Below are 22,996 nucleotides of genomic sequence, written 5' to 3'. Positions count from 1 at the left end.
ACGACAACACCGAGGAACTCGCCGCCTGCGTCCGCTACGGGAACACTTACCCGCTCGCGGACACGACGGTCCTGTCAACTGGCGTAGAGTTACCGGGGTCGCTGGGCGAGCTGACCCGGTTCAGTAGACGGCGGAGCGCCCTTCGATCTCCTGCTTGCGACGGTTGAACTCCTCCTGCGAGATCTGGCCCGAGTCCCGCTGTTCCTTGAGCTCGTCCATCGCGCGCTTGTTCGAGTATTCGTAGGCCGCCCCGGCCGCGCCGACGCCGACCGCCGCCGCGGTGCCGGTCTTGCTGCTGCAGCCGGCCAGGGCCAGCACCATTGCCGCCCCGGTCGCCATCACCATCCCTGTGCGCATCATGCGGTTTCTCCTTCGAAACGTTGACCGCGCTCGAGGATAAGAGGCGGCCTGTCGCGCCTGAAGACGAGGAAGCCCGTAGGGTGATTGACGATGTCGCCGGGAAAAGACGGGGTCAGCGCGGGCGGGCGGGCCGACGCACGCCCCCCTTTGCCGGCGCCGGGGGTCCGGAAGCCCGACCGCGCGCAGGGACTCCGGTCAACAGAAATTCCTTGAACGCCTGCGCGACCGCCGGGAGCCGCTTGCCCCGCCGGTGCACCACGTACCAGTGTCGCATGATCGGGAAATCCCGCACGTCGAGGACGACGAGGCGCTGCAGCTCCAGCTCGAGCGCGATCGTGTCGCGGGCCAGCACCCCGAGCCCGAGTCCCGCCTCGACGCTCTGCTTGATCGCCTCGTTGCTCCCGACCTCCATGCCGGTCGTCAGCCGGATCCCGCGCTCGCTGAAGAAGCGTTCCATGGCGATTCGCGTGCCGGAGCCGGGTTCCCGGACGAGAAATACCTCCTGCTGCAGACGCTCCAGCGGAATGCGCCGTTCGCTCGCGAGCGGGTGATCGGGTGGAGCGACGATGACCAGCGGGTTCTCCCGAAAGACCGCCGCCTCGAGATCCATTTCGGCGGGCGGCTGGCCCATCACCACGAGATCGACAGTGTTCTCGGCAAGCTGGCGCAGGAGAGCCTCGCGGTTGGTGATGTCGAGGCTCGCCTGTACTCCCGAGTGGCGCTGGGAGAAGGCGGCAAGCAGCGCCGGCATGAAGTAGTTGGCGGTCGAGGCGACCGAGATGCGCAGCCGGCCGCCGCCGACGCCCTTGAGCCCGGCGAGCACCGTTTCGAGGTCCTCGATCTGCTGGGCGATCGACCGTGCGTAATGGAGCGCTTCACGGCCCGCCTCGGTCAAATACAGGCGCTTCCCGAGCTGCTCGAAGAGGGCCACGCCGAGCTGCTTCTCGAGGCCCCGGATCTGCATGGAGACGGCCGGCTGCGTGAGAAAGAGCTCCTCGGCCGCACGGGTATAGTTCAGGTGCCGGGCGACGGCCTCGAAGGTCCGCAATTGGCGTAAAGTCAGGTGCACGAAGTGATAAGTATAAGCTTATGGTAACCATCATAAAGCCTTAATTTATTTTATGGTACGCCTGGCGTAAGGTGCGCGCCTGAACGAGCGGGCGCGGCCCGCGACCCCGATTTCCGAAAGAGGAGTGGTCATGTCCAAAGGCAATGTGAAGACTTACAAGGCAGGCGTGAAGGAGTACCGGGAAACGTACTGGGAGCCCGATTACAAGATCAGGGACACGGACATCCTCGCCTGCTTCAAGATCACCCCGCAGCCGGGCGTGCCGCGCGAAGAGGCCGCCGCGGCGGTCGCCGCCGAGTCGTCCACCGGCACCTGGACCACGGTGTGGACCGACCTGCTGACCGACCTCGACTTCTACAAGGGCCGCGCCTACCGCATCGAGGACGTTCCGGGCGACGATACCTGTTTCTACGCCTTCGTGGCCTACCCGATGGATCTCTTCGAGGAAGGCTCGGTGGTGAACGTGTTCACTTCCCTCGTCGGCAACGTGTTCGGCTTCAAGGCCATCCGCGCGCTGCGTCTCGAGGACGTGCGCTTCCCGATCGCCTACGTGAAGACCTGCGGCGGCCCGCCGCACGGCATCCAGGTCGAGCGCGACATCATGAACAAGTACGGCCGTCCGCTGCTCGGCTGCACCATCAAGCCGAAGCTCGGCCTCTCGGCGAAGAACTACGGCCGCGCCGTGTACGAGTGCCTGCGCGGCGGTCTCGACTTCACCAAGGACGACGAAAACGTCAACAGCCAGCCGTTCATGCGCTGGCGCCAGCGCTTCGACTTCGTGATGGAGGCGATCCACAAGGCGGAGAAGGAGACCGGCGAGCGCAAGGGCCACTACCTGAACGTCACGGCGCCGACGCCCGAAGAGATGTACAAGCGCGCCGAGTACGCGAAGGAGCTGGGCGCGCCGATCATCATGCACGACTACATCACCGGCGGCTTCTGCGCGAACACGGGTCTCGCCAACTGGTGCCGCGACAACGGTTTGCTACTGCACATCCACCGGGCCATGCACGCGGTGCTCGACCGCAACCCGCACCACGGCATCCACTTCCGCGTGCTCACCAAGATCCTGCGCCTCTCGGGCGGCGATCACCTGCACACGGGCACGGTCGTCGGCAAGCTCGAGGGCGACCGCGCCTCGACGCTCGGCTGGATCGACCTGCTGCGCGAGAAGTTCGTGAAGGAAGACCGCTCGCGCGGCATCTTCTTCGATCAGGACTGGGGCAGCATGCCGGGCGCTTTCGCCGTCGCCTCCGGCGGCATCCACGTCTGGCACATGCCGGCGCTCGTGACGATCTTCGGCGACGACGCGGTGCTGCAGTTCGGCGGCGGCACGCTCGGCCATCCGTGGGGCAACGCCGCGGGTGCGGCGGCCAACCGCGTGGCCCTCGAGGCCTGCGTCGAGGCCCGCAACCAGGGCCGCGCGATCGAGAAGGAGGGCAAGGAGATCCTCACCGCCGCGGCCAAGCACTCGCCCGAGCTCAAGATCGCCATGGAGACGTGGAAGGAGATCAAGTTCGAGTTCGACACCGTCGACAAGCTCGACGTGGCGCATAAGTGACGCAGTCGTCCCAGTCAACGAACGAATCGAGGTCGGTGCAATGAGCGAAGTGCAGGACTACAAATCGAGCGTGAGCGATGTCGGCAGCCGCAAGTTCGAGACCTTCTCGTACCTGCCGGCCATGGACGTCGACGAGATCAAGAAGCAGGTGGAGTACATCGTGAAAAAGGGCTGGAACCCGGCGATCGAGCACACCGAGCCGGAGAACGCCTTCGACCACTACTGGTACATGTGGAAGCTGCCCATGTTCGGGGAGACCGACGTGAGCCGGATCCTGGCCGAGGCCGAGGCGTGCCACAAGGCGCACCCGAATAACCACGTGCGCCTGGTCGGCTACGACAACTTCCGCCAGAGCCAGGGCGCCGCCATGGTGATCTACCGCGGCAAGATGAAGTAAGTCCCCGGGCATCGAGCCGTCCCGACGGCCCCTGTCCGGTCCAGCCGGGCAGGGGCCTTTTGTTTTGCGCGATTTGATGAGGTGAGAAACATGAGTCGACCCGCCGCGAGCGCCAAGTCGCCGGAAACCCCGAGTTCCACGCAGTACGTGATCGCCCAGGAGCCGTACTACCGGCCGGTCACGAACGAGGTCGAGCTCTACGAAGCTGCCTACAGTGCCCGCATGCCGGTCATGCTCAAAGGCCCGACCGGTTGCGGCAAGTCGCGCTTCGTGGAGTACATGGCGTGGAAGCTCAAGCGCCCGCTCATCACCGTCGCCTGCAACGAGGACATGACGGCGTCGGACCTGGTGGGCCGGTATCTGCTCGACGCCACGGGGACGAAGTGGCACGACGGTCCGCTCACGGTCGCCGCGCGCATCGGTGCGATCTGCTATCTCGACGAGGTGGTCGAGGCCCGCCAGGACACGACGGTCGTGATCCACCCGCTCACCGACCACCGCCGGCAGCTCCCGCTCGACAAGAAGGGCGAGATCGTCCATTGCCACCCGGATTTCCAGCTGGTGATCTCCTACAACCCGGGGTATCAGAGCCTGATGAAGGACCTCAAGCAGTCGACCAAGCAGCGCTTCGGCGCGATCGACTTCGACTATCCCGAGGCCGAGGTCGAGTCGGAGATCGTCATGCACGAAACGAACGTCGACAAGGCGACCGCCGACAAGCTGGTGCAGATCGCCCATCGGGCCCGCAACCTGAAGGGCCACGGGCTCGACGAAGGCATTTCCACGCGCCTGCTGGCCTACGCCGGCCAGCTCATTGCGCGCGGGATCGAGCCCCGGGCGGCGTGCCAGATGACGCTGGTGCGGCCAATCACCGACGACCCCGATATGCGGGATACGCTGGACGCCGCGATCAACACCTACTTCTAGCCGGCGATGACCGAGTCGACCCGCTATCCGGGGATCCACGACGACGTCTACGGCGGCATGACCGATCTCGGCCGCATCATCCGCGACGCCTGGGTATTCGGGCTGCTCCCTGAGACGGAGACCTGCGAAGGCTGGGATCGCGCGCGGTTCGACGATCTCTACGCGCGCGTGCACGCCGCCTGGGAGCCGTACGGGCACCTGGCGAGCCGCCTGCCGGCCGAGCTGCGGGCGCGCCACGAGCGCATCTATGCCGACGCGGTCGCCCGGGCGCGCGCGCTCGGCTGGTCGGCCGACCTGGACGACGAGGACGAGTAGGGCCGGACGGCAATGTTGAATGGTGAATCTTGAATTCTTAATGGAAGAGCGCGCGCAGCGCGGACCGCAATTCAACGTTCACAATTCAGCATTCAGAATTTCTGTCGCTTCCATGCCATGAGCATCCAGCTCGACGATTACAGGGAGACGCTCGAGCGCATCGACGCCCACGTGCACGACACGCTGGCGGCGAGCTTCGCCGAGGCGGCGCGCGTCATGTCGCCGGCCGGCCTGCACAACTGGCTCGAGGGCGCGCGCGGTCTCTCGGAGCTCGGGCGCGGGAGGGACCTCGTCGTCACCTACATCCAGGAGATGCCGGCGGTCGTCAAGGAGGTCGGCGAGGACGTCATCAAGGACTGCGTCACGGCCGCCATGAAGCTCGCCTCCATGGTGAGCGGCGAGGTGATCCAGCTCCTCTTCGATACGCTCCCCGCCGCGGCCGGCCGGCTCGGCGATGCCGAGCTGTTGCGCGGCTATCTCGGTCTCATCCACCAGCTGTCGGCGAAGGTCCCGCGCGGTTTGCGGCCCATGCTGTCGCATGTCGACGAGCTCTTCGCGAAGCTGACTCTCGGCGGCCTGCGCCGCTGGGCGCTCTGGGGCGCCCAGGCGCACCTGCGCGACTTCCCGGCGCAGATCGCCTACTTCGATCTCAAGAGCGCCGACAGCCAGGCGATGCTCCAGAAGGAGCGGCGCGGCGTCCTCTTCATCGACCACCAGCGCAAGCTCAACTTCTACCTGCGCGCTTTCTGGGGCCGGGACTTCTTCATGCGCCCGACTTCCGGCGACTACGAGACGCGCGAGGGCTACCGTCCGTTCATCGAGTCGCGCGTGATCCACCTGCCCGACGCCTACGACGACTATGCCGGGCTGCCGGGAAGGGAACTCTACCGCGCCGCGGCCGCGCACGCGGCCGCGCACCTCGTCTACACCACGCACCCGCTTTCCATGGAGCAGCTCAGCCCGGCGCAGATGTTCCTGATCGGCGTCTTCGAGGACGCGCGCATCGAGGGCCTGGCGCTGCGCGACTTCCCGGGCATGAAGGCGCTCTGGGCGCAGTTTCACGCGAAGGTCCGCGAGGTGAGCTGCCCGACCGATCCGGTCGTGAGCCTGCTCGAGCGGCTGGCGTACGCGCTCCTCGACGAGCGCTACGTCGACGATGACGCGTTGATCCGCGAAATGACCGGCGCCTTCCGCGAGGAGTTCGCACGCCGGGCCGATGACAACGGGCTTTCGTGGGATCTCGGCGTGACCCTGCACAACCGCCTCGGCGAGCGGGGCGCGATTCCCTCTCTGCGGGTGCTCGAGTCCATGGGCATCCCGTACCGCGACGACAACCGCTACTGCTGGGCATCGGACGAGATCGCCTGGGCGGCGGCCGAGTATGTGCCCGCGCCCAAACAGGTGCGCAAGTACGTGACCGCCATGGAGATGGCGAACGAGGTGGACTGCGAGCTGGCCGGCGATGACGCCCAGGAGATCTGGGTGCTCGACACGCCGTTCTACCTCGACCAGGAGGGTCGCACGATCAACGAAATGGAAGGGAAGGAACCCGTCTCCGAGCCCCACCACTACGCGGAATGGGACTACACGGTGCAGTTGCATCGGCCGAACTGGGCGACCGTGCTCGAGAAGCGCCAGAAGCGGGGCGATCCCGGGGAGATAGACCGTATCCTGACCGCGCACCGGCCCATCGCCTCGCGCCTGCGGCACATCATCGACGCGATGCAGCCCGAGGGCGTGCAGCGCTTCCGGCGGCAGGAGGACGGCGAGGAGATCGACCTCAACGCCGCCATTCGGGCGATGATCGACATCCGCATGGGCCAGACGCCGGACCCCCGAATCAACATCCGGATCGAGCGCAAGGTGCGCGACCTCGCCGTGCTGGTGCTGCTCGACCTCTCGGAATCGACCAACGAGAAGCTCGGCGATTCGGACCGGCCCGTCATCCAGCTCGCGCGCGAAGCGACCTCGCTCCTGTCCTGGGCGATCGACCGGGTCGGCGACCCGTTCGCGATCCACGGCTTCGCCTCCGACGGCCGCCACGACGTGCAGTACTACCGCTTCAAGGACTTCGGTGATCGCTATGGCGACGAGGCCAAAGCGCGCCTCGCCGGCATGCGGGGCGGCCTCTCGACGCGCATGGGCGCCGCATTGCGCCACGCGGCGTCGTTCCTGCTCAGGCAGCCCGAGCAGAAGAAGCTGATCCTGCTCGTGTCCGACGGCGAGCCGGCCGACATCGACGTGCGCGACCCCCAGTACCTGCGCCACGATACCAAGAAGGCGGTGGAGGAGCTGGCGACGAGGGGCGTGCGCACATTCTGCCTCACGCTCGACCCTCGCGCCGACGACTACGTCTCGCGCATCTTCGGGCCGAAGGGTTACATGGTCGTCGACCACGTACAGCGCCTTCCCGAACGTCTGCCGCTGCTTTACGCCGGCCTCACCCGCTAGGTACAGTCAGCCCCCGTGTTCCGGACCGCCAAGGCGCTATGAAAGACATCGAGGACCTGGTCGCCGGATTCCGGCGCTTTCGGACCACGTATTTCGACGAGCGCCCCGATCTCTTCGAACGCCTCACGCGGGTGGGCCAGTCACCCCGCGTGATGGTCGTTGCCTGCTGCGATTCCCGGGTCGATCCCGCCATCATCACCGACAGCGACCCCGGCGATCTCTTCGTCGTCCGTAATGTGGCGAACCTCGTGCCGCCGTGGGAAGAAAGCGGGCACTACCACGGCACCAGCGCCGCCCTCGAGTTCGCGGTCCGCTGCCTTTCGGTCCGGCACGTCATCGTCCTCGGACACGCGCAGTGCGGCGGCATCCGGGCTCTGCTCGGGGACATCCGCTGGGAGGGCGAGGCCGGCCGGTTCGTCGAACCGTGGATGTCGATCGCCGAGGAAGCCCGCCGCGAGGCGATCGCCGCGCATCCGGCCGTGCCGCGGGAGACGTTGATGCGCGAATGCGAGCTGGGCGCGATCCGCGTCTCGTTGCGCAACCTGGCGAGCTTCGATTTCGTGCGCAGGGCCGTCGAGGCCGGGCGCCTGAAGCTGCACGGCTGGTACTTCGACCTCCAACAGGGGGAGCTCCTGCGCTACGACGGCGCCACCGGCGCCTTCACGCTCCTCGCCGGCCCCGGCGGCGTGCAAACGTCAGCGCCATCCGCCGCTTCTCCGAACGAGGCGCGCTGATGGAAGCCGCCAACGTCCTCGGCCTCATCGCCGGCGGCCTCACGACCGCCGCGTTCGTTCCCCAGGTCGTGAAGACCTGGCGTACCCGCTCGACCGAGGACATTTCGCTCGGCATGTTCGCGCTGTTCGCCCTCGGCGTGCTCCTGTGGCTGCTTTACGGCGTGCAGATCGGCTCGCCACCCATCGTCATCGCCAACGGCATTACCTTCGCCCTCGCGGCGGTCATCGTCTTCTTCAAGCTGCGGTACAAGTGAGGCGTCCGGCTCCGCCGGAATCGAGCGCCACCGCGGGATCGCACATGACAACGACAGACGACTACAGCCGTTTCGTCACGCATCCGCGGTACGGTCGCCGGCCGCGGATCACGGGCCTCAATCCCGAGCCGGGAGAGGGCGAGAACGTCTTCCTGCACTGGCATTCTCCGCCGGGAAGCCGGATCCCCGATACGGCGATCGCCGCCGACCTTTCCCGGCAGTCCCCGGCCACCGTTCCCGTGACGCATTATTTCGACGCGCGGCGCGAATGCCGCGACTGCGGCCGGTCGTTCATCTTTTTCGCCGAGGAACAGAAATACTGGTACGAGGAGCTCGGTTTTCCGCTCGAGTCCGATTGCGTGCGATGCGTGGATTGCCGGAAAAGGCGACACGGTCTCGACCGTCGGCGCGAACGGTATGAGGAGCTGTTCCACGCGTCCGATCGCACCGTCGAGCAGGACCTCGAGATGGCCGAGTGCTGCCTGTCGCTGGTCGAATCGGGCATCTTCCACGAGCGGCAGCTTCAGCGCGTCCGGGCGCTTCTGAAAGCGCTGCCGCCGGACGTATCACCGGAAGTCCGCGCGGCGGCCGCCGATCTCTTGAAGCGTTTGGAGGCGCGCAAGAGCGATTCCGGCGACGCGGCCTGACCTACTTCCCCTTGATGTAGCGTTCGTCCGCGAAAGTCCGCACCCAGGCGGGCCGGTAGACGGCGAGCAGCGAGATGACGAAGCCGGTGATGAAGGCTTCGGGGAAAGCCATGAGAAAGACCAGGGGGAAGAACTCGCTGAAGAGCTGCTCCGGGTTCGGATGGGTCCCAACGAGCAGCAGACCCGACGCGGCGAGCGCCGCGGCGAGGAAGGCGAAGGCGGCGCCGAAGTAGGCGCAGACGAAGACGTAGACGAAGTAATTGTTCGGCAGGCGACGCTCCGAGAACCGCCAGAGGAAGTGGCTCACGGCGATCGGCAGGGCGCCCATCACGAGCCCGTTGACCGGCAGGCTGAGCCAGTCGCCCGAGTGGTTCAGCACCGTTCCGACGAGCACCACCGAGATGCCCAGGAGCGCCAGCTGCCAGCCGAACATCAGCGTGAGCAGCGTGGCGCCGAAATAGTGGTAACCGAGGCCGGGGATGGTCATGCCGCGCACGGTCCACATCAGCATCAGCGCGACGCAGGCGCCGAGGAATACGTGCAGGTTGCGTTCTTCCCTGAGGTAGCCCCACGGCGCGCGCCAGAGCGCCAGCGCCAGCCCGAGCGCGAACAGGACCGCGGCGATCGCGTTCAGGTGGTCCGGCAGAATGCCGTGCGAGAGGTTCATGCGGTCGCGGGCTCGGTCTGTGACTGCTTGCTATCATGGGCGGCCGCGCCCGGTATCGCCAGTAGGTGGTCGATGTATGCGCGCAGGCGGTTTGCCCGATGTCGGGCCGCGGCCGATAATCGGCACAGCCGATCCGCAGGAGAAATCCCGTCAAGATTCAAGGCTTGAGCGACCGCCTCCGGGACCTGCCGGCCTACCACGTCGTTTCCGACACCATCGAGGCCCAGCGTTTCAACCAGGTGCGCCTGGCCTTGCGACGGGTGGGGAACCCCCTGCGTTTCGAGCTCGGCGGGCTGCGCGGGCTGGATCTGTCGCTCGAGGACGAAGCCTGGGTGTGCGTGGACCGCACGCTCAACGACATGCCCGTGCTGGCCTGGCTCGGGTTCGCGACCGCCGCTCGGGCGGGTCTGCACCTGCCCGTCGCCTGTGAGCTCCGCTACTACCACGCCCACGCGGACATGATTCGCGCGAGGGTGCTCGCGCTCATGGACGATGTCCTCGACGCGCGGCTCCGCGCGGCCGAGCCCGCACCCGATCCTTCCCCGTTCTAGATCGCTCCTGTTGGGAGTGACGGGCATGCGCCGGGCTCAGGCCGTCGTCGAGCGCTTGCGCTTCGTCGTCGGCTCGGGCAGCAGCGGACATTCGCCGACGCTCGCGTGGTGGCACGGCACCTCCGACACGTGCTTCGGCGCCTGCTTCAGATAATCCAGAAAGGTGCGGGCCACCACCGAAAGCTGCTTGCCCGCCGGGTAGGCGACGTACCAGTGACGCGGGATGGGGAAGCCTTCGACGTCGAGCACCGCGAGTTGCCCCATCGGTGCGTCGAGGGCGAGGGTGTGCCGCGAGAGCACCGAGACGCCCAGCCCGCCGACGATCGCCTGCTTGATCGCCTCGTTGCTGCCGAGCTCCATGCGCACCTTGAGCGCGAGCCCGTGCGCGGCGAACAGGCGCTCCAGCGCCTTGCGCGTGCCCGAGCCGGGCTCGCGCATGAGAAAGGGCTCCTCCGCGAGCCGTGCGAGCGGGATCTTCCTTCCGACCAGCGGGTGGTTCGCCGGCGCGAGCACGACCAATGGATTCTCGAGGAACGGTTCGGCGACCGCGTCGAGCTCCTCCGGCGGCTGGCCCAGGATATACAAATCGTCCTGGTTTTCCGCCAGGCGCTCGAGCACACGCTCGCGGTTCGAGACCTTGAGCGAGACATCGATGCCGGGATATCGCTGGCAGAAAGGGCCGAGGAGGCGCGGGGCGAAGTACTTCGCGGTCGTTACCACCGCGAGCTTGAGCGTTCCCTTCTTGAGCCCCTTCATGTCGGCGATCGTCATCTCGAACCGCGCGAAGTGATCGAAGATCTCGCGCGCGAAGGCGTGCAGCGCGCGCCCGGCGTCGGTGAGATAGACCTTCTTGCCGACGTGCTCGAAGAGCGGCAGACCGACGGCGTCCGAGAGCTTCTTGATCTGCATCGAGACGGTGGGCTGCGTCAGGTACAGCTCCTCGGCCGCTCGCGTGAAGCTCCCGAGCCGGGCGATGGCCTCGAACACCTCGAGCTGGCGCAGCGTGCTGTGGCGCATTTCGGAGCAACTCCGGGTTACATAGACGATAGCCTATCAAAATAATCGAAAAGATTGACTGTTGCCGATGGCGCCGGATTGGCAGGATGCCCCCCAGCCTCGCCGAGCAGCGGCGAAACGCCGGGCCGAGGTCCCGCGACGAACTCAATCGGAGGCCATTCATGGGCAAGTCAGAAACGATCAAGGACGCCAAGGAGCGCTACAAGTCCGGCGTCATCCCGTACAAAAAGATGGGCTATTGGGAGCCCGACTACAAACCGAAGGACACCGACGTCATCGCGCTTTTCCGTATCACGCCGCAGGAAGGCGTGGACCCCGAGGAGGCCGCCGCGGCCGTGGCCGGCGAATCGTCGACGGCGACCTGGACCGTGGTCTGGACCGACCGCCTGACGGCCTGCGAGCTGTATCGCGCGAAGGCCTACCGCGTCGACAAGGTGCCGAACACCGGCGAGGGCACGAACACCCCGGCGCAGTACTTCGCGTACATCGCCTATGACCTGGACCTCTTCGAGCCCGGCTCGATCGCGAACCTCACGGCCTCGATCATCGGCAACGTCTTCGGCTTCAAGGCGGTGAAGGCGCTGCGCCTCGAGGACATGCGCCTGCCGGTCGCCTACCTCAAGACCTTCCAGGGTCCGGCCACCGGCATCGTCGTGGAGCGCGAGCGCCTCGACAAGTTCGGCCGCCCGCTCCTCGGCGCGACCACCAAGCCGAAGCTCGGCCTTTCCGGCCGCAACTACGGGCGCGTGGTGTACGAGGCGCTGAAGGGTGGCCTCGACTTCGTGAAGGACGACGAGAACATCAACAGCCAGCCGTTCATGCACTGGCGCGACCGCTTCCTGTACTGCATGGAGGCCGTGAACCGCGCGTCCGCGGCGACCGGCGAGGTGAAGGGGCATTACCTCAACGTCACGGCCGGCACGATGGACGAGATGATCGAGCGCGCCGAGTTCGCGAAGAGCCTCGGCAGCGTGATCGTCATGATCGACCTCGTGATCGGCTACACCGCGATCCAGACCATGGCGAAGTGGGCGCGCAAGAACGACATGATCCTGCACCTGCATCGCGCCGGTAACTCGACGTATTCGCGCCAGAAGAACCATGGCATGAACTTCCGCGTGATCTGCAAGTGGATGCGCATGGCGGGCGTGGACCACATCCATGCCGGCACGGTGGTCGGCAAGCTCGAGGGCGATCCGCTCATGATCAAGGGCTTCTACGACACCCTGCGCGAGCGTCACACGCCGGTGAGTCTGGAGAACGGCCTCTTCTTCGAGCAGGACTGGGCCTCGCTCAACAAGGTCATGCCGGTGGCGTCGGGCGGCATCCACGCCGGGCAGATGCACCAGCTCATCCACTACCTCGGCGAGGACGTCGTACTCCAGTTCGGCGGCGGCACGATCGGCCACCCGCAGGGCATCCAGGCCGGCGCGATTGCGAACCGCGTGGCGCTCGAGGCCATGATCCTGGCGCGCAACGAGGGCCGCGACTACCTCAAGGAAGGTCCGCAGATTCTGGAGGCCGCCGCCAAGTGGTGCTCGCCCCTCAAGGCCGCGCTCGACACCTGGAAGGACATCACCTTCAACTACGAGTCGACGGACACCGCCGACTTCGTGCCGACGGCGACGCCGGCCGTCTAAGAGAGGAGGATCCGATCATGATGAGCAATCACGGCAACCGCATTACGCAGGGCCAGTTCTCGTTCCTGCCCGATCTGACGGACGAGCAGATCACGGCGCAGATCAAGTACGCCCTCGAGAACGGCTGGGCGGTCAACGTCGAATACACGGATGACCCGCACCCGCGCAACACCTACTGGGAGATGTTCGGCATGCCCATGTTCGATCTCAAGGATCCGGCCGGCATCCTCATGGAGATCAACAACTGCCGCAAGACGTTCCCCAATCACTACGTCCGCGTGACGGCGTTCGACTCGACGCGTGGCTGGGAGACTCCGCGCATGTCGTTCATCGTCAACCGGCCGAAGAAGGAGCCGGGCTATGGGCTGGAGCGTCAGGAGGTCGACGGACGGCAGATTCGCTACACGATCCGTCCGTATGCCACCGAGAAGCCGGAGGGCGAGCGCTATTAGCGCGGAGCAGTCGCTACATCAGTCTGTCGAAAACAGGAGTGGGGGCGAAGACGACCTCCACTCCTGTGACTGAAAACCTTGCGGAGACGACAGATGGCAACCGTACTACTTCCGCTGGCGGAGGGCTTCGAGGACCTCGAGGCCGTCGCCGTAATCGATATCCTCCGCCGCGCCGGGATCGGCGTAACGGTGGCGGGGCTCGGAGACGGGCCGGTGCGCGGCTCGCGCGAGACCACCGTGGTCCCGGACGCGCGCCTCGGTGACGTCATGGGCCGGGAGTTCGACATGCTGGTGCTGCCCGGCGGCATGCCGGGGGTCAAGCACCTGCGCGAGGACGCGCGCATCAAGACCCTGCTCGAGCGCTACCGCGACAAGCGCACCGCCGCCATCTGCGCGGCGCCGTCGATCCTCGCGGCCTACGGGATGCTCGACGGCAAGCGCGTGACCAGCAACCCCAAATTCCGCGAACAGGTCGCGGTCGGCGGCGTCGATTACCGCGAGGACGACGTCGTGGTCGACGGCTCGCTCGTCACCTCGCGCGGAGCCGGCACCGCGATACCGTTCGCGCTGGCGCTCGTGGAGATGCTTGCCGGCCGGGCCAAGCGCGACGAGGTCGAGGCCGGCCTGGTCATGGCGCGCGGGCAAAACGAGCCGCGGAAGGCTGCCCATGGGTGACAGCAGCATCGGCGCGGTCGGAGCAACGTTGATGAATTCCCAAACGACGCCCCAGGACATGCAGGTGGACCTCGAATCCGAGTTCCGTGCCTCCAACGTGCAGGAGGTGCTGGACAAGCTCGACCGCGAGCTCGTCGGCCTGAAGCCGGTGAAGACGCGCATTCGCGAGATCGCGGCACTGCTCCTGGTCGACCGGCTGCGCAAGCAGCTCAACCTCACCTCGGCCACGCCGACGCTGCACATGAACTTCACCGGGAATCCCGGTACCGGCAAGACCACCGTGGCGGTGCGCATGGGCGAGATCCTGAAGCGCCTGGGGTACGTGCGCGAGGGTCACCTGGTGACCGTGACGCGCGACGACCTCGTCGGCCAGTACATCGGCCACACCGCGCCCAAGACCAAGGAGGTCATCAAGAAGGCGATGGGCGGCGTGCTCTTCATCGACGAGGCCTATTACCTCTACAAGCCCGAGAATGAGCGCGACTACGGCCAGGAATCGATCGAGATCCTGCTGCAGGTCATGGAGAACAACCGCGACGACCTGGTCGTGATCCTCGCCGGCTACAAGGACAAGATGGACCGGTTCTTCCTGAGCAACCCGGGAATGCGCTCGCGCATCGCGCACCACATCGATTTCCCGGATTATGCGCCGGCCGAGCTCCTGGCGATCGCGAAGCTCATGCTCGCGGGCCTCAACTACCGCTTCAGCGCGGAGGGCGAGCAGGCGTTCGCCGAGTACATCGATCTGCGCATGAAGCTGCCGCACTTCGCGAACGCGCGCTCGATACGCAACGCCCTGGACCGCGCGCGCCTGCGGCAGGCGAACCGGCTGTTCGCGCGCCGTGGTCGGCCGCTGACCAAGGAGGACCTGATGACGATCGAGGCGGAGGACGTGCGCGCGAGCCGCGTGTTCCAGGAAGGGCGCCCGGACGGGGACGCCGCGGACGACGAGAGCTGAAGGGCGCGGCGCGATGGCGGCGGGCGTCGAGCGCACTCCCTTGCGAACGTACCCGAAGCAGATCGACGCCGCCTGCTACAACCACGTGCGGCTGGCGCTGCTGCGCTTCGGCGCGCCGTTGCGTGTTGGGCTGCCGCGCCATCGCGGGCTGGAGGTGATCCTGGACGACGATCTCTGGCTGTGTGTCGATGCGGCGCGCGAGGACACGCCGGTGCTCGCCTGGTTCGATTTCGAAACCCGCGGCCGTTCCAGCCTCCACGCACCGGTGGCGTGCCGGCTCGACGTCTATCACGTCCACGCCGGCCTCGTGATGGGCACGACGCTCGATGCGCTGACCGACGCGCTGCGTCTGCGCCTCGCGGCGGCGGCGCAAGGAGAGAACCATGCCTCTGGTTGATATGCGCGACATGCTCGACCACGCCTACCGCAACGGCTACGCGGTCGGCGCCTTCGATCTCGTCAGCCTCGATTTTCTCGAGGCGATCACCGACGCCGCCGAGCGCTGCCGTTCGCCGGTGATCCTCTCGCTCGCCGAGTCGCATTTCGAGCACTACGACTTCGAGCTCGCCATGGCGGCGACCGAGGCGGCCGCACGGCGCGCGGAAGTGCCGGTCGCGATCCATCTCGATCACGGAGCCTCGCTGGATTCCGCCGTCAACGCCATCCGCCTCGGCGCCAACGGCGTGATGGTGGACGCGTCGCACGAGGCGTTCCTCGACAACGTCGAGCGCACGCGCGCCGTCGTCGCCATGGCACATGCCTGCGGGGTGCCGGTCGAGGGGGAGCTCGGGTACGTGGCGGGCGTCGAGGGCGAGGACGCCGAAAAGCATCCGGGTGAGGTCGTCTACACTTCCGTCGAGGAGGCGAAGGCCTACGTCAAGCGCACCGGCGTCGATTTTCTCGCCGTCTCGATCGGTACCGTGCACGGTCGACTGCGCGGGCGGCCGAAGCTCGACTGCGAGCGGCTCAAGCGCATCAACCAGGAGCTGCGGATTCCGCTCGTGATCCACGGCGGTACCGGGCTTGCGGAGGAACAGTTCCGGCGCCTGATCGCCAACGGCGTTGCCAAGATCAATTACTACACGGCCCTCGCCGACGCGGCGGGCGACCGCATCCGGGCGAACGCCAAGGCGAATGGCGCCGCGGGATACACGACTCTCGTCAGGGGCGTGCGCGCCGCGATTGCCGAGGAGGCCGAGCGCTGCATGCGGCTCTGGGGATCGGCCGGCCGCGCCGCCGAGGTGCTCATGCAGTGCCGGCCGTGGCGCTCCTTGCAGCACGTCATCCTCTACAACGTCGAAGGGGCGGGCGACGCCGCGGTCGACGCCCTGATGGCCGAGGGGCGCGAGGTGCTCGCGCGCATCCCCGGCGTGCGCCGGGTCGTCACCGGCTGGGCGGTCCCGGACAAGCCGCGCTTCCGCTTCTGCTGGCTCGTCGAGTTCGCGAGCCGGGCGGTGATCGAGAGCTACCGCGACCACCCGCTGCACCGCGCGTTCGCGGACGAGAAGTTCTGGCCGCTGGCGCCGGACCGCGTCAGCGTCGATTTCGAGGCCCTGGACGTGCGCGCCGAGGCGGCGCCGCCGCTGCGCCGGGCGGCCAACTGATCCGCTATCCCGCCTGTTGGGGACTGCCCGGCCGACCGCGGCGGATCCTGATAAGCTGGGGCGGGCCGAATCGGAGCGGGGCATGATCGAGGACAGGGGTCTGCGCGCGGGCAGGCTGGCGCTGCGCGCGGTCGAGCTGATCGGGCTCGCGGTCATCGGCGCGGGGACGGTGGTGGCGGGCGGGCAGGAGATCGCGTCCTGGATCGCCCACCGCCAGGTCACGCTCGCCGACCTGCTGCTGCTCTTCATCTATCTCGAAGTCCTGGCCATGGTCGGACTGTACCTGCGCTCGGGACAGCTGCCCGTGCGCATGCCGCTCTACATCGGCATGGTCGCACTCGCGCGCTACCTCGTGCTCGACATCAAGGACCTCGACGCCTGGCGCATGCTCGCCGTGGCCGGCGCGATCGTGCTGCTCGCCGGCGCGGTGCTGCTGATCCGCTACGGGCACACGCGCTTTCCGTACCCGGACTCCCGCGCCGACTCGCGGGCCCGATGACGCTCCAGACCTGGCTCCTGTTCGGCGTCGGTCTGGCGCTCCTGATCGCCGGCGCGCAGCTCCTCGTAAACGGGGCGGCCACGCTCGCGCGTGCCTTCGGCATCTCCTCGCTCGTGATCGGCCTCACGGTGGTCGCGTTCGGCACCAGCACCCCGGAGCTCGCGGTGACGGCACAGGCGGCGGTCGAGGGCAGGGTCGACCTCGCCGTCGGCAACGTCGTCGGCAGCAACATCTTCAACGTGCTGTTCATCCTCGGGCTGTCGGCGCTGATCGCGCCGCTCACGGTGTCACGGCAGCTCGTGCGCCTCGACGTGCCGCTCATGGTCGGGGTATCGCTGATCTTTCTCGTGCTCGCGCTCGACGGCCGCGTGAGCGGCTTCGACGGACTGCTTCTCGTCGGCGGCATCGTCGGTTACACAATCTTTGCGATACGCGAAGGCCGCAAGGAAGCGGGAGCGACGGATAGTGCCGGACACGCGTCCGGCAGACCGCGGCTGGTGCCCGCTGCGGCATTCGTCCTGGCAGGTCTCGCGCTGCTCGTCCTCGGCGCACGCTGGCTGGTCGACGCCGCGGTGACGATCGCGCGCGACATCGGTTTCACCGAGGCGGTCATCGGTCTTACGCTCGTGGCGGCGGGCACCTCGCTCCCCGAGGTCGCGACGTCGGTCGTGGCGGCCGTGCGCGGCGAGCGCGACATCGCAGTGGGGAACGTGGTCGGGAGCAATCTGTACAACATCCTGGCGATCCTCGGGGCGGCCGCGCTCCTCGCCCCCGAGGGGTTGACGGTGAGTTCCGCGGTGCTGCGCTTCGACCTGCCGGTCATGATCGCCGTGGCGGTCGCGTGCCTGCCGATTTTCTTCACGGGAGGCAACATCGCGCGCTGGGAAGGCGCGCTCTTTTTCGGCTACTACGTCGCGTACGCCGCTTATCTCGTTCTCGACTCCACCGGCCATGACGCGCTGCCTGCGTACAGCACGGCCATGCTCGAGTTCGTGCTGCCGCTCACGATGGTGACGCTGCTGGTGCTGGTGCTGCAGGCGCTGCGGCGATCGGCAGTCCGGCCGGGCGGCTGAAGCCCCCGGGCGATCGATCGGCGGGCCGCCCGCGTCAACCGTTGCCCGGGTCGATCGTTGTAGCGGCATGGACGGCCGCTTTGGCCGCCCGGTCAACGACAAAAAGGAGGTTTCCATGAAGCGTTTGGCGGCTATTCTCGGTTCGCTGGTGGTCGCAGGCGGCACCTTTGAGGCGGTCGCGTCGCCGGGCGGGCAGGGCGTCGATGCGCGCCAGCACCGGCAGCATCACCGGATCGAGCAGGGCGTACGCTCGGGCGAGCTCACCCGGCGGGAGGCGGCCCGGGCGACGGCGCAGCAGCGCCACATCCGGGCGGAAGAGCGTCGATACCGCGCGGACGGAAACCTCGGCCCGGTCGAGCGGGCGGATTTGCGCAGGGACCAGGCCCGGGCGAGCCGAGGCATCCATCGACAGAAGCACGATGCCCAGGATCGCCCGCCGGCCGAGCTGCACGACCCGCGTGTGAACGCGCGGCAGGGCAACCAGCGCGCGCGCATCGGACAAGGCGTGCGTTCGGGCGAGCTGACCAGGGACGAGGCCGTCGCGCTCGCTCAAGAGCAACGCTCGATCCGCCAGCAGGAGCGCGCCTACAAGTCCGACGGCGAGCTGACGAAAGAAGAGCGCCAGGATCTGCGCCAGGACGTGCGCCAGTCCGGTCGGAGCATCGCGCGGGAAAAGAACGACGAAGAGCAGCGTTGAAAAAACGCTGGGGCGGCGCGACGCCGCTTCTAGCGGCGCCTGCCGATCGCTTCGAGTATGCCGCGCAGCAGATCGAGCGGGGTCGGCGGGCAGCCGCGCACGACGCCGTCGACGGGAATCACGTTGGAGACGGCGCCGCACGACGCGTAGCTCACGCCGAACTCGCCGCCGTTGGCGCCGCATTCGCCCACCGCCAGCACGAGCTTCGGATCAGGCGCGCACTCGTAGACCCGCCGGAGCGCCGCCTCCATGTGGCGCGAGACCGGCCCGGTCACGAGCAGCATGTCGGCATGGCGCGGGCTCGCGACGAAGTGCACGCCGAAGCGCTCGATGCCGTAGTACGGGTTGCCGAGCGCCTGGATCTCGAGCTCGCACCCGTTGCAGGAGCCCGCGTCGACCTGGCGGATGGCGAGGCTGCCGGCGAAGAGCTCGCCGACGGCCGCCTTCACCCGCTCCCCGATTTCCTGCAACGCCGGCTCGAGGTCTTCCGGCACCTCCTCGGTGATGACGCCGATGCGCTGGATTTTTCCGAGTATTCGTAACATGACGGGACTGTTGAATGCCTAATGTTGAAATGTTGAATTGATCAAGCGCGCCTCGCGCGCACCGCAATTCAGCATTCGAAATTGCTCTTCACAGGTCGTTCCCGGAGTACGAGCCATTGACCGATTTGTTGCACACGGGGAAGTCCGGGACGATATTCCCGTGGATCAGAAGCTCGAGCGCCGGCCAGTTCATGACGGAGGGATCGCGCGGAAAATAGCGCTCGATTCTTCCGTCGTCGCCGAAACGCACGAACGCGACGATCTCTCCGCGCCAGCCTTCGACCAGGCCCAGACCTTCGGCGCCCACGCGCGGAGTCTTCCAGGGCGCCCGCAACGGTCCGCCGGGCAGGTCCTGCAGCAGTTGCTCGATCAGCGCGCACGAAACGCGGATTTCCTCGGCGCGCACCTTCAGCCGCGCCGCGATGTCCCCGTACCTGTAGACAGGCACCTCGACGGTCAGACGGTCGTAGGGCGCGTAGGGCGCGTCGTGTCGCAGGTCGAAGGCCTGGCCGCTCGCGCGGGCGACGTAGCCGAGCGTGCCGAGCGTCGCCGCGAGCTCCGGGCTCAGCTCGCCGGTCGTGACCAGCCGGTCCTCGAGCGTCGGCGACTCGTTGTTGATGCGCATGAGCGCTTCGACCTCGGCGCGCAGCGAGCGGATCTCGGCCTCCATGCGATCGATCTCGTCGTCCGAGAGGCCGGCCGCGACCCCGCCCGGCACGACGCGGTCCATCATGAAGCGGTGCCCGAAGGCCCGCGCCGAAGCGCGGCACCACTGCTCGCGTAGGCGCGCGAACTGGTAGAAGGCGAAACTGAAGGCGACGTCGTTGCAGATCGCGCCGATGTCGCCCAGATGGTTCGCGACGCGCTCGCGCTCCGCCATGATCGCGCGCAGGTTCACCGCCCGCGGCGGTACCTCGACGCCCGCGGCGCGCTCCATCGCCATGCAGGCGGCCCAGGCGTGAGCGACCGTCGTGTCGCCGGAGACGCGGCCCGCCAGGCGGGCGAGCGAGTCGATGTCGCGCCGCTCGGCGACCTTCTCGATGCCCTTGTGCACGTAGCCCAGCCGTTCCTCGAGGTTCAGCACCGTCTCGCCGACCGCCTGGAAGCGGAAGTGGCCGGGCTCGATGATACCCGCATGCACCGGGCCGACGGGGATCTCGTACACCCCGGCGCCGTGCGCGTAGAGGAAGCGGTAGCCGTGGTCGGCCGGGGTCTGGCCCGGGGCGCGGCCCCCGGCCGGGAAGTCCTTGCGCAGCGGGTACTCGGCGTCCTTCCACGCTTGGTGCCGCGTCCAGCGCCGTGCGTCGGGGTGGTCGCTGAAGACGACGCCGTAGAGGTCCTGGATGTGCCGTTCCAGGCGGTTGGCCCCCGGGTAGTGCGCGGTCAGCGACGGCAGGACGGGACCCATCTTGTCGACGTGGGTCCGCGCGGCCACGTACGCCCCGTCGCGCTCGAAGAGGGCATGAACCACGAGCACCTCGCCGCGGTCCTCTGCCCACGTGGCGGCGAAGCGCAGGCCCCACTGCTTGGCCTGGCGCCCGAGCGTGCCCCAATCCTCGCTGCTCAGGGCGACGCCGTGAGCCGGCTCGAGGCCCGCGGCCAGAACCTCGCTCAGCACCACCCCTTCGCCGAGCAGCCGCTCGTAGAGTCCGTCGTACCAGGCGGGCTTCACAGCGGACCGTCCGCGGGCAGGTGCTGCCCGGAAATGAGCACCGTCGCCTGCTCGAACCAGTCGGCCACGAAACCCGGCATGGCGAGGCCGAGCCACAGCACGAGGGCGAGGTGCACGATGACGGGCACCATGTTGGCCTTGACCGGCACCTGGCCGGCGGGCGGCTCGCCGTAGACCATCGGATGCAGGTGCTTGAAGAGCCCGGCGAAGGCGACGCCCAGGCCGACGAGCAGCGGCAGGGTGAGCCAGGGCCAGGCCTTCATCGTCGCGATGAGCACGAGGAACTCGCTCGCGAACACGCCGAACGGCGGAAAGCCGGCGATCGCGACCGTCCCGATCAGGAGACCCCAGCCGATCGCCGGCTGCGTCCGGATGAGGCCGCGGATCCGGTCGATGCGCTGGGTTCCGGCCAGCTGCGAGGCGTGCCCCACGGTGACGAAGATCGCCGATTTCGTGAGCGAGTGCACCGTCATGTGCAGGAGCGCCCCGAAGGTCGCGAGCGCGCCGCCCACTCCGAAGGCGAAGGTCATGAGCCCCATGTGCTCGATCGAGGAGTAGCTGAACATGCGCTTGATGTCGTGCTGGCGGTGCAGAAAGAACCCGGCCACCACGAACGAAACGAGCCCGAAGCCCATCATCAGGTAGCCCGCGAGCGCCGATTGCGTCGAGCCGTCGACCAGCATCTTGACGCGCACGAGGGCGTAGAGCGCCACGTTGAGGAGCAGCCCGGAGAGCACCGCCGACATGGGCGTCGGGCCCTCGGAATGCGCGTCCGGCAGCCAGTTGTGCAGCGGCACGAGGCCCACTTTCGTGCCGTAGCCGACGAGGAGGAACACGAAGGCGAGCGTCAGCACCGTCGGCTCGAGGCTTCCGCTCGAGGCGTGGAGCACGCTCCACAGCAGCGTGTCGTCGCGCTCCGCGCCCAGTTCGCGCTCGGCGGCGAAGTAGAGGAGCACCGTGCCGAAGAGCGCCTGCGCGATGCCGACGCCGCACAGCACGAAGTATTTCCAGGCGGCCTCGACCGACTCCGGCGTGCGGTAGAGCGAGACGAGCAGCACCGTCGTGAGCGTCGCCGCCTCCATCGCGACCCAGAGGAGCCCGAGGTTGTTCGTCGAGAGGGCGAGCAGCATCGCGAACATGAAGCCCTGGTACATCGACAGGTACAGGCGCATGCGCCCGTGCCCGAGGCGCCCGCGCTCGACCTCGTGCTCCATGTAGGGGCGCGAGAAGATCGCCGTGGTCAGTCCCACGAACGCGGTGAGCACCACGAGGTAGACGTTGAAGGCGTCGATATAGAAGAGCTTGTCGGGGGAGAGGGTCGCGCCGTGCTGGTAGATGTCGATCGCCATGAAGAGGGAGGCGCCGAACGTGATCGCGCCGACGGCCACGTTGATCCAGCCGCCGACGGGCCGGTGCCCGACGAGCGCGAGCACGAGGGCTCCGAGCAGGGGCGCGAGGAGTACGACCCGCAGCAACGTCATCGCCCGCCCTCCGTCGGCTCGGCGGTTTCGGACAGGCGGTTGAGGCGGTCGACGTCGAGCGAATCGATCGACTCCCGCATCTGGAAGAAGAACACGCCGAAAATGACCGCCGCGACCAGCACGTCGAAGGCGATGCCGAGCTCCACCACCATGGGCATGCCGTACGTCGCGACCACGGCCGCGAAGAAGAGGCCGTTCTCGATCGACATGAACCCGACCACCTGCGCGACCGCCTTGCTGCGCGAGACCATGAGCAGCATCCCGAGGAGCACGATCGCGACGCTCACGCCGATCGTATTGCGCGTCACGAGCGTCGAGAGGTGCACGATCGGCAGCGAGACGTAGTAGCTGAAGATCACGAGCGCCGCGCCCGCGAGCAGCATGAGCGAGGGGTTGGTGATCGCCTCGATCTCGTGGTGGATCTTCAGCCGGACCGCGAGGCGGTGGAGCATCCAGGGGATCAGGAGCGCCTTGAGCCCCAGCGTGAGCAGCGCCGAAACGTAGAGATGCGGATGGCCGGAGACGTAGGCGACCAGCGCAGTGACGAGCGCGAGCAGCGCGCCCTGCCAGGCGAAGGCGTAGATCAGCGGGACGATGCGGGCCTGCGCGAGCATGATGAACGACGTCAGCAGCACGAGCGAGGCCGACACCACCACCGCCTGATCGTAGAGGCTGAGCTGTGCGAGGTTCACCAAGCTACCCCAATGTTGAATTTTGAATGTCGAATGTTGAATTGCGGTGCGCGCTTCA

At 67.4% G+C, this 22,996-nt stretch carries 26 protein-coding genes; 18 read left to right on the top strand and 8 right to left on the bottom strand.

The genetic code is table 11. The annotated features are described in order from the left end of the window. Positions 1-120 precede the first annotated feature (120 nt). Positions 121-360: an SHOCT domain-containing protein gene (locus SVA_RS17055; protein WP_096462352.1), complete on the bottom strand. Its 240-nt coding sequence runs from the start codon at positions 358-360 to the stop codon at positions 121-123. Positions 361-472: 112 nt separating this feature from the next. Further along, on the bottom strand, positions 473-1,429 hold the full coding sequence (locus SVA_RS17050) for a LysR family transcriptional regulator (RefSeq protein WP_096462351.1): 957 nt from the start codon (positions 1,427-1,429) through the stop codon (positions 473-475). Positions 1,430-1,559: 130 nt separating this feature from the next. On the opposite strand from SVA_RS17050, the gene SVA_RS17045 reads away from it, so the two are divergent. The 8 genes from SVA_RS17045 to SVA_RS17010 all read left to right on the top strand — a co-directional run bounded on the left by SVA_RS17045 (position 1,560) and on the right by SVA_RS17010 (position 8,715). Beyond that, positions 1,560-2,990: a form I ribulose bisphosphate carboxylase large subunit gene (locus tag SVA_RS17045; protein ID WP_096462350.1), complete on the top strand. Its 1,431-nt coding sequence runs from the start codon at positions 1,560-1,562 to the stop codon at positions 2,988-2,990. A 40-nt stretch (positions 2,991-3,030) separates the two neighbouring features. Then, on the top strand, positions 3,031-3,387 hold the full coding sequence (locus SVA_RS17040) for a ribulose bisphosphate carboxylase small subunit (RefSeq protein WP_096462349.1): 357 nt from the start codon (positions 3,031-3,033) through the stop codon (positions 3,385-3,387). 90 nt (positions 3,388-3,477) lie between these two features. Then, complete coding sequence (locus tag SVA_RS17035) at positions 3,478-4,314, top strand: CbbQ/NirQ/NorQ/GpvN family protein (protein ID WP_096462348.1); 837 nt, start codon at positions 3,478-3,480, stop codon at positions 4,312-4,314. Positions 4,315-4,320: 6 nt separating this feature from the next. Beyond that, positions 4,321-4,629, top strand: a complete 309-nt coding sequence (locus tag SVA_RS17030; RefSeq protein WP_096462347.1) for a hypothetical protein — start codon at positions 4,321-4,323, stop codon at positions 4,627-4,629. A gap of 117 nt (positions 4,630-4,746) precedes the next feature. After that, on the top strand, positions 4,747-7,080 hold the full coding sequence (locus tag SVA_RS17025; RefSeq protein ID WP_096462346.1) for a nitric oxide reductase activation protein NorD: 2,334 nt from the start codon (positions 4,747-4,749) through the stop codon (positions 7,078-7,080). Between the two features lie 38 nt (positions 7,081-7,118). Further along, on the top strand, positions 7,119-7,814 hold the full coding sequence (locus tag SVA_RS17020) for a carbonic anhydrase (protein ID WP_096462345.1): 696 nt from the start codon (positions 7,119-7,121) through the stop codon (positions 7,812-7,814). After that, positions 7,814-8,068 carry a SemiSWEET transporter gene (locus SVA_RS17015; RefSeq protein WP_096462344.1) on the top strand — a complete coding sequence of 85 codons (255 nt, stop codon included), beginning with the start codon at positions 7,814-7,816 and terminating at the stop codon, positions 8,066-8,068. The genes SVA_RS17020 and SVA_RS17015 overlap by 1 nt, the downstream gene beginning before the upstream one ends. Before the next feature lie 44 nt (positions 8,069-8,112). Then, entirely contained in the window at positions 8,113-8,715 is a 603-nt protein-coding gene (locus SVA_RS17010; RefSeq protein WP_096462343.1) for a zinc-ribbon domain-containing protein, read from the top strand. A gap of 1 nt (position 8,716) precedes the next feature. On the opposite strand, the gene SVA_RS17005 is transcribed toward SVA_RS17010, so the two are convergent. Then, complete coding sequence (locus SVA_RS17005; protein ID WP_096462342.1) at positions 8,717-9,382, bottom strand: energy-coupling factor ABC transporter permease; 666 nt, start codon at positions 9,380-9,382, stop codon at positions 8,717-8,719. A 164-nt stretch (positions 9,383-9,546) separates the two neighbouring features. Here SVA_RS17005 and SVA_RS17000 point away from each other — a divergent pair, with 164 nt between their 5' ends. Then, positions 9,547-9,933 carry a hypothetical protein gene (locus SVA_RS17000; RefSeq protein WP_096462341.1) on the top strand — a complete coding sequence of 129 codons (387 nt, stop codon included), beginning with the start codon at positions 9,547-9,549 and terminating at the stop codon, positions 9,931-9,933. Positions 9,934-9,969: 36 nt separating this feature from the next. Here the strand turns inward: SVA_RS17000 and SVA_RS16995 are convergent, their stop codons facing one another. Then, a complete protein-coding gene (locus tag SVA_RS16995) occupies positions 9,970-10,950 on the bottom strand; it encodes a LysR family transcriptional regulator (protein WP_096462340.1) in 981 nt (326 codons plus the stop codon). 161 nt (positions 10,951-11,111) lie between these two features. Here SVA_RS16995 and SVA_RS16990 point away from each other — a divergent pair, with 161 nt between their 5' ends. The 9 genes from SVA_RS16990 (at position 11,112) to SVA_RS16950 (ending at position 18,548) form a co-directional block, all read left to right on the top strand. Beyond that, complete coding sequence (locus SVA_RS16990) at positions 11,112-12,590, top strand: ribulose-bisphosphate carboxylase large subunit (RefSeq protein WP_096462339.1); 1,479 nt, start codon at positions 11,112-11,114, stop codon at positions 12,588-12,590. A gap of 17 nt (positions 12,591-12,607) precedes the next feature. After that, a complete protein-coding gene (locus SVA_RS16985) occupies positions 12,608-13,042 on the top strand; it encodes a ribulose bisphosphate carboxylase small subunit (protein WP_096462338.1) in 435 nt (144 codons plus the stop codon). Between the two features lie 93 nt (positions 13,043-13,135). Beyond that, positions 13,136-13,717, top strand: coding sequence for a DJ-1 family glyoxalase III (locus SVA_RS16980; RefSeq protein WP_096462337.1), 582 nt, complete (start codon positions 13,136-13,138; stop codon positions 13,715-13,717). Positions 13,718-13,748: 31 nt separating this feature from the next. Next, the gene (gene cbbX, locus SVA_RS16975; RefSeq protein WP_096462336.1) at positions 13,749-14,675 is read left to right on the top strand and encodes a CbbX protein; all 927 of its coding nucleotides are present in this window, start codon (positions 13,749-13,751) and stop codon (positions 14,673-14,675) included. Positions 14,676-14,688: 13 nt separating this feature from the next. Beyond that, a complete protein-coding gene (locus SVA_RS16970) occupies positions 14,689-15,072 on the top strand; it encodes a hypothetical protein (RefSeq protein ID WP_096462335.1) in 384 nt (127 codons plus the stop codon). After that, positions 15,059-16,279, top strand: a complete 1,221-nt coding sequence (locus tag SVA_RS16965; protein ID WP_096462334.1) for a ketose-bisphosphate aldolase — start codon at positions 15,059-15,061, stop codon at positions 16,277-16,279. The genes SVA_RS16970 and SVA_RS16965 overlap by 14 nt, the downstream gene beginning before the upstream one ends. An 82-nt stretch (positions 16,280-16,361) precedes the next feature. Continuing rightward, positions 16,362-16,778 (top strand): phosphate-starvation-inducible protein PsiE, encoded by a 417-nt coding sequence (locus tag SVA_RS16960; protein WP_096462333.1) that lies wholly within the window; start codon positions 16,362-16,364, stop codon positions 16,776-16,778. Then, positions 16,775-17,851: a calcium/sodium antiporter gene (locus tag SVA_RS16955; RefSeq protein WP_096462332.1), complete on the top strand. Its 1,077-nt coding sequence runs from the start codon at positions 16,775-16,777 to the stop codon at positions 17,849-17,851. The genes SVA_RS16960 and SVA_RS16955 overlap by 4 nt, the downstream gene beginning before the upstream one ends. Before the next feature lie 115 nt (positions 17,852-17,966). Continuing rightward, on the top strand, positions 17,967-18,548 hold the full coding sequence (locus SVA_RS16950) for a cation:proton antiporter (protein ID WP_148665533.1): 582 nt from the start codon (positions 17,967-17,969) through the stop codon (positions 18,546-18,548). A 29-nt stretch (positions 18,549-18,577) separates the two neighbouring features. On the opposite strand, the gene SVA_RS16945 is transcribed toward SVA_RS16950, so the two are convergent. From SVA_RS16945 to SVA_RS16930, 4 genes are all read right to left on the bottom strand, one after another. Continuing rightward, on the bottom strand, positions 18,578-19,093 hold the full coding sequence (locus SVA_RS16945; protein WP_096462330.1) for an NADH-quinone oxidoreductase subunit B family protein: 516 nt from the start codon (positions 19,091-19,093) through the stop codon (positions 18,578-18,580). Between the two features lie 88 nt (positions 19,094-19,181). Then, positions 19,182-20,765, bottom strand: coding sequence for a hydrogenase large subunit (locus tag SVA_RS16940; RefSeq protein ID WP_197703266.1), 1,584 nt, complete (start codon positions 20,763-20,765; stop codon positions 19,182-19,184). Continuing rightward, positions 20,762-22,246: a hydrogenase 4 subunit F gene (locus SVA_RS16935; protein ID WP_096462329.1), complete on the bottom strand. Its 1,485-nt coding sequence runs from the start codon at positions 22,244-22,246 to the stop codon at positions 20,762-20,764. The genes SVA_RS16940 and SVA_RS16935 overlap by 4 nt, the downstream gene beginning before the upstream one ends. Then, a complete protein-coding gene (locus SVA_RS16930) occupies positions 22,243-22,938 on the bottom strand; it encodes a formate hydrogenlyase (protein ID WP_096463010.1) in 696 nt (231 codons plus the stop codon). The genes SVA_RS16935 and SVA_RS16930 overlap by 4 nt, the downstream gene beginning before the upstream one ends. Between the last annotated feature and the right edge of the window lie 58 nt (positions 22,939-22,996).

The sequence above is a fragment of the Sulfurifustis variabilis genome (genome assembly GCF_002355415.1).
Classification (GTDB): domain Bacteria; phylum Pseudomonadota; class Gammaproteobacteria; order Acidiferrobacterales; family Sulfurifustaceae; genus Sulfurifustis; species Sulfurifustis variabilis.
Note: the sequence above shows the minus strand (reverse complement) of the source record. Positions and strands in the feature narration are given on the sequence as shown.

Excerpts from the sequence above, each read along its gene's own strand:
- SVA_RS16990 (WP_096462339.1), top strand. The coding sequence starts at position 11,112 with ATGGGCAAGTCAGAAACGATCAAGGACGCCAAGGAGCGCTACAAGTCC.
- SVA_RS17030 (WP_096462347.1), top strand. The coding sequence starts at position 4,321 with ATGACCGAGTCGACCCGCTATCCGGGGATCCACGACGACGTCTACGGC.
- SVA_RS17020 (WP_096462345.1), top strand. The coding sequence starts at position 7,119 with ATGAAAGACATCGAGGACCTGGTCGCCGGATTCCGGCGCTTTCGGACC.
- SVA_RS17005 (WP_096462342.1), bottom strand. The coding sequence starts at position 9,382 with ATGAACCTCTCGCACGGCATTCTGCCGGACCACCTGAACGCGATCGCC.
- SVA_RS16935 (WP_096462329.1), bottom strand. The coding sequence starts at position 22,246 with ATGACGTTGCTGCGGGTCGTACTCCTCGCGCCCCTGCTCGGAGCCCTC.
- SVA_RS17010 (WP_096462343.1), top strand. The coding sequence starts at position 8,113 with ATGACAACGACAGACGACTACAGCCGTTTCGTCACGCATCCGCGGTAC.
- SVA_RS16955 (WP_096462332.1), top strand. The coding sequence starts at position 16,775 with ATGACGCTCCAGACCTGGCTCCTGTTCGGCGTCGGTCTGGCGCTCCTG.
- SVA_RS16960 (WP_096462333.1), top strand. The coding sequence starts at position 16,362 with ATGATCGAGGACAGGGGTCTGCGCGCGGGCAGGCTGGCGCTGCGCGCG.
- cbbX (WP_096462336.1), top strand. The coding sequence starts at position 13,749 with ATGAATTCCCAAACGACGCCCCAGGACATGCAGGTGGACCTCGAATCC.
- SVA_RS17015 (WP_096462344.1), top strand. The coding sequence starts at position 7,814 with ATGGAAGCCGCCAACGTCCTCGGCCTCATCGCCGGCGGCCTCACGACC.
- SVA_RS16980 (WP_096462337.1), top strand. The coding sequence starts at position 13,136 with ATGGCAACCGTACTACTTCCGCTGGCGGAGGGCTTCGAGGACCTCGAG.
- SVA_RS17040 (WP_096462349.1), top strand. The coding sequence starts at position 3,031 with ATGAGCGAAGTGCAGGACTACAAATCGAGCGTGAGCGATGTCGGCAGC.
- SVA_RS16965 (WP_096462334.1), top strand. The coding sequence starts at position 15,059 with ATGCCTCTGGTTGATATGCGCGACATGCTCGACCACGCCTACCGCAAC.
- SVA_RS16950 (WP_148665533.1), top strand. The coding sequence starts at position 17,967 with ATGAAGCGTTTGGCGGCTATTCTCGGTTCGCTGGTGGTCGCAGGCGGC.
- SVA_RS16995 (WP_096462340.1), bottom strand. The coding sequence starts at position 10,950 with ATGCGCCACAGCACGCTGCGCCAGCTCGAGGTGTTCGAGGCCATCGCC.
- SVA_RS16970 (WP_096462335.1), top strand. The coding sequence starts at position 14,689 with ATGGCGGCGGGCGTCGAGCGCACTCCCTTGCGAACGTACCCGAAGCAG.
- SVA_RS16985 (WP_096462338.1), top strand. The coding sequence starts at position 12,608 with ATGATGAGCAATCACGGCAACCGCATTACGCAGGGCCAGTTCTCGTTC.
- SVA_RS17055 (WP_096462352.1), bottom strand. The coding sequence starts at position 360 with ATGATGCGCACAGGGATGGTGATGGCGACCGGGGCGGCAATGGTGCTG.
- SVA_RS17035 (WP_096462348.1), top strand. The coding sequence starts at position 3,478 with ATGAGTCGACCCGCCGCGAGCGCCAAGTCGCCGGAAACCCCGAGTTCC.
- SVA_RS17025 (WP_096462346.1), top strand. The coding sequence starts at position 4,747 with ATGAGCATCCAGCTCGACGATTACAGGGAGACGCTCGAGCGCATCGAC.
- SVA_RS17045 (WP_096462350.1), top strand. The coding sequence starts at position 1,560 with ATGTCCAAAGGCAATGTGAAGACTTACAAGGCAGGCGTGAAGGAGTAC.
- SVA_RS16945 (WP_096462330.1), bottom strand. The coding sequence starts at position 19,093 with ATGTTACGAATACTCGGAAAAATCCAGCGCATCGGCGTCATCACCGAG.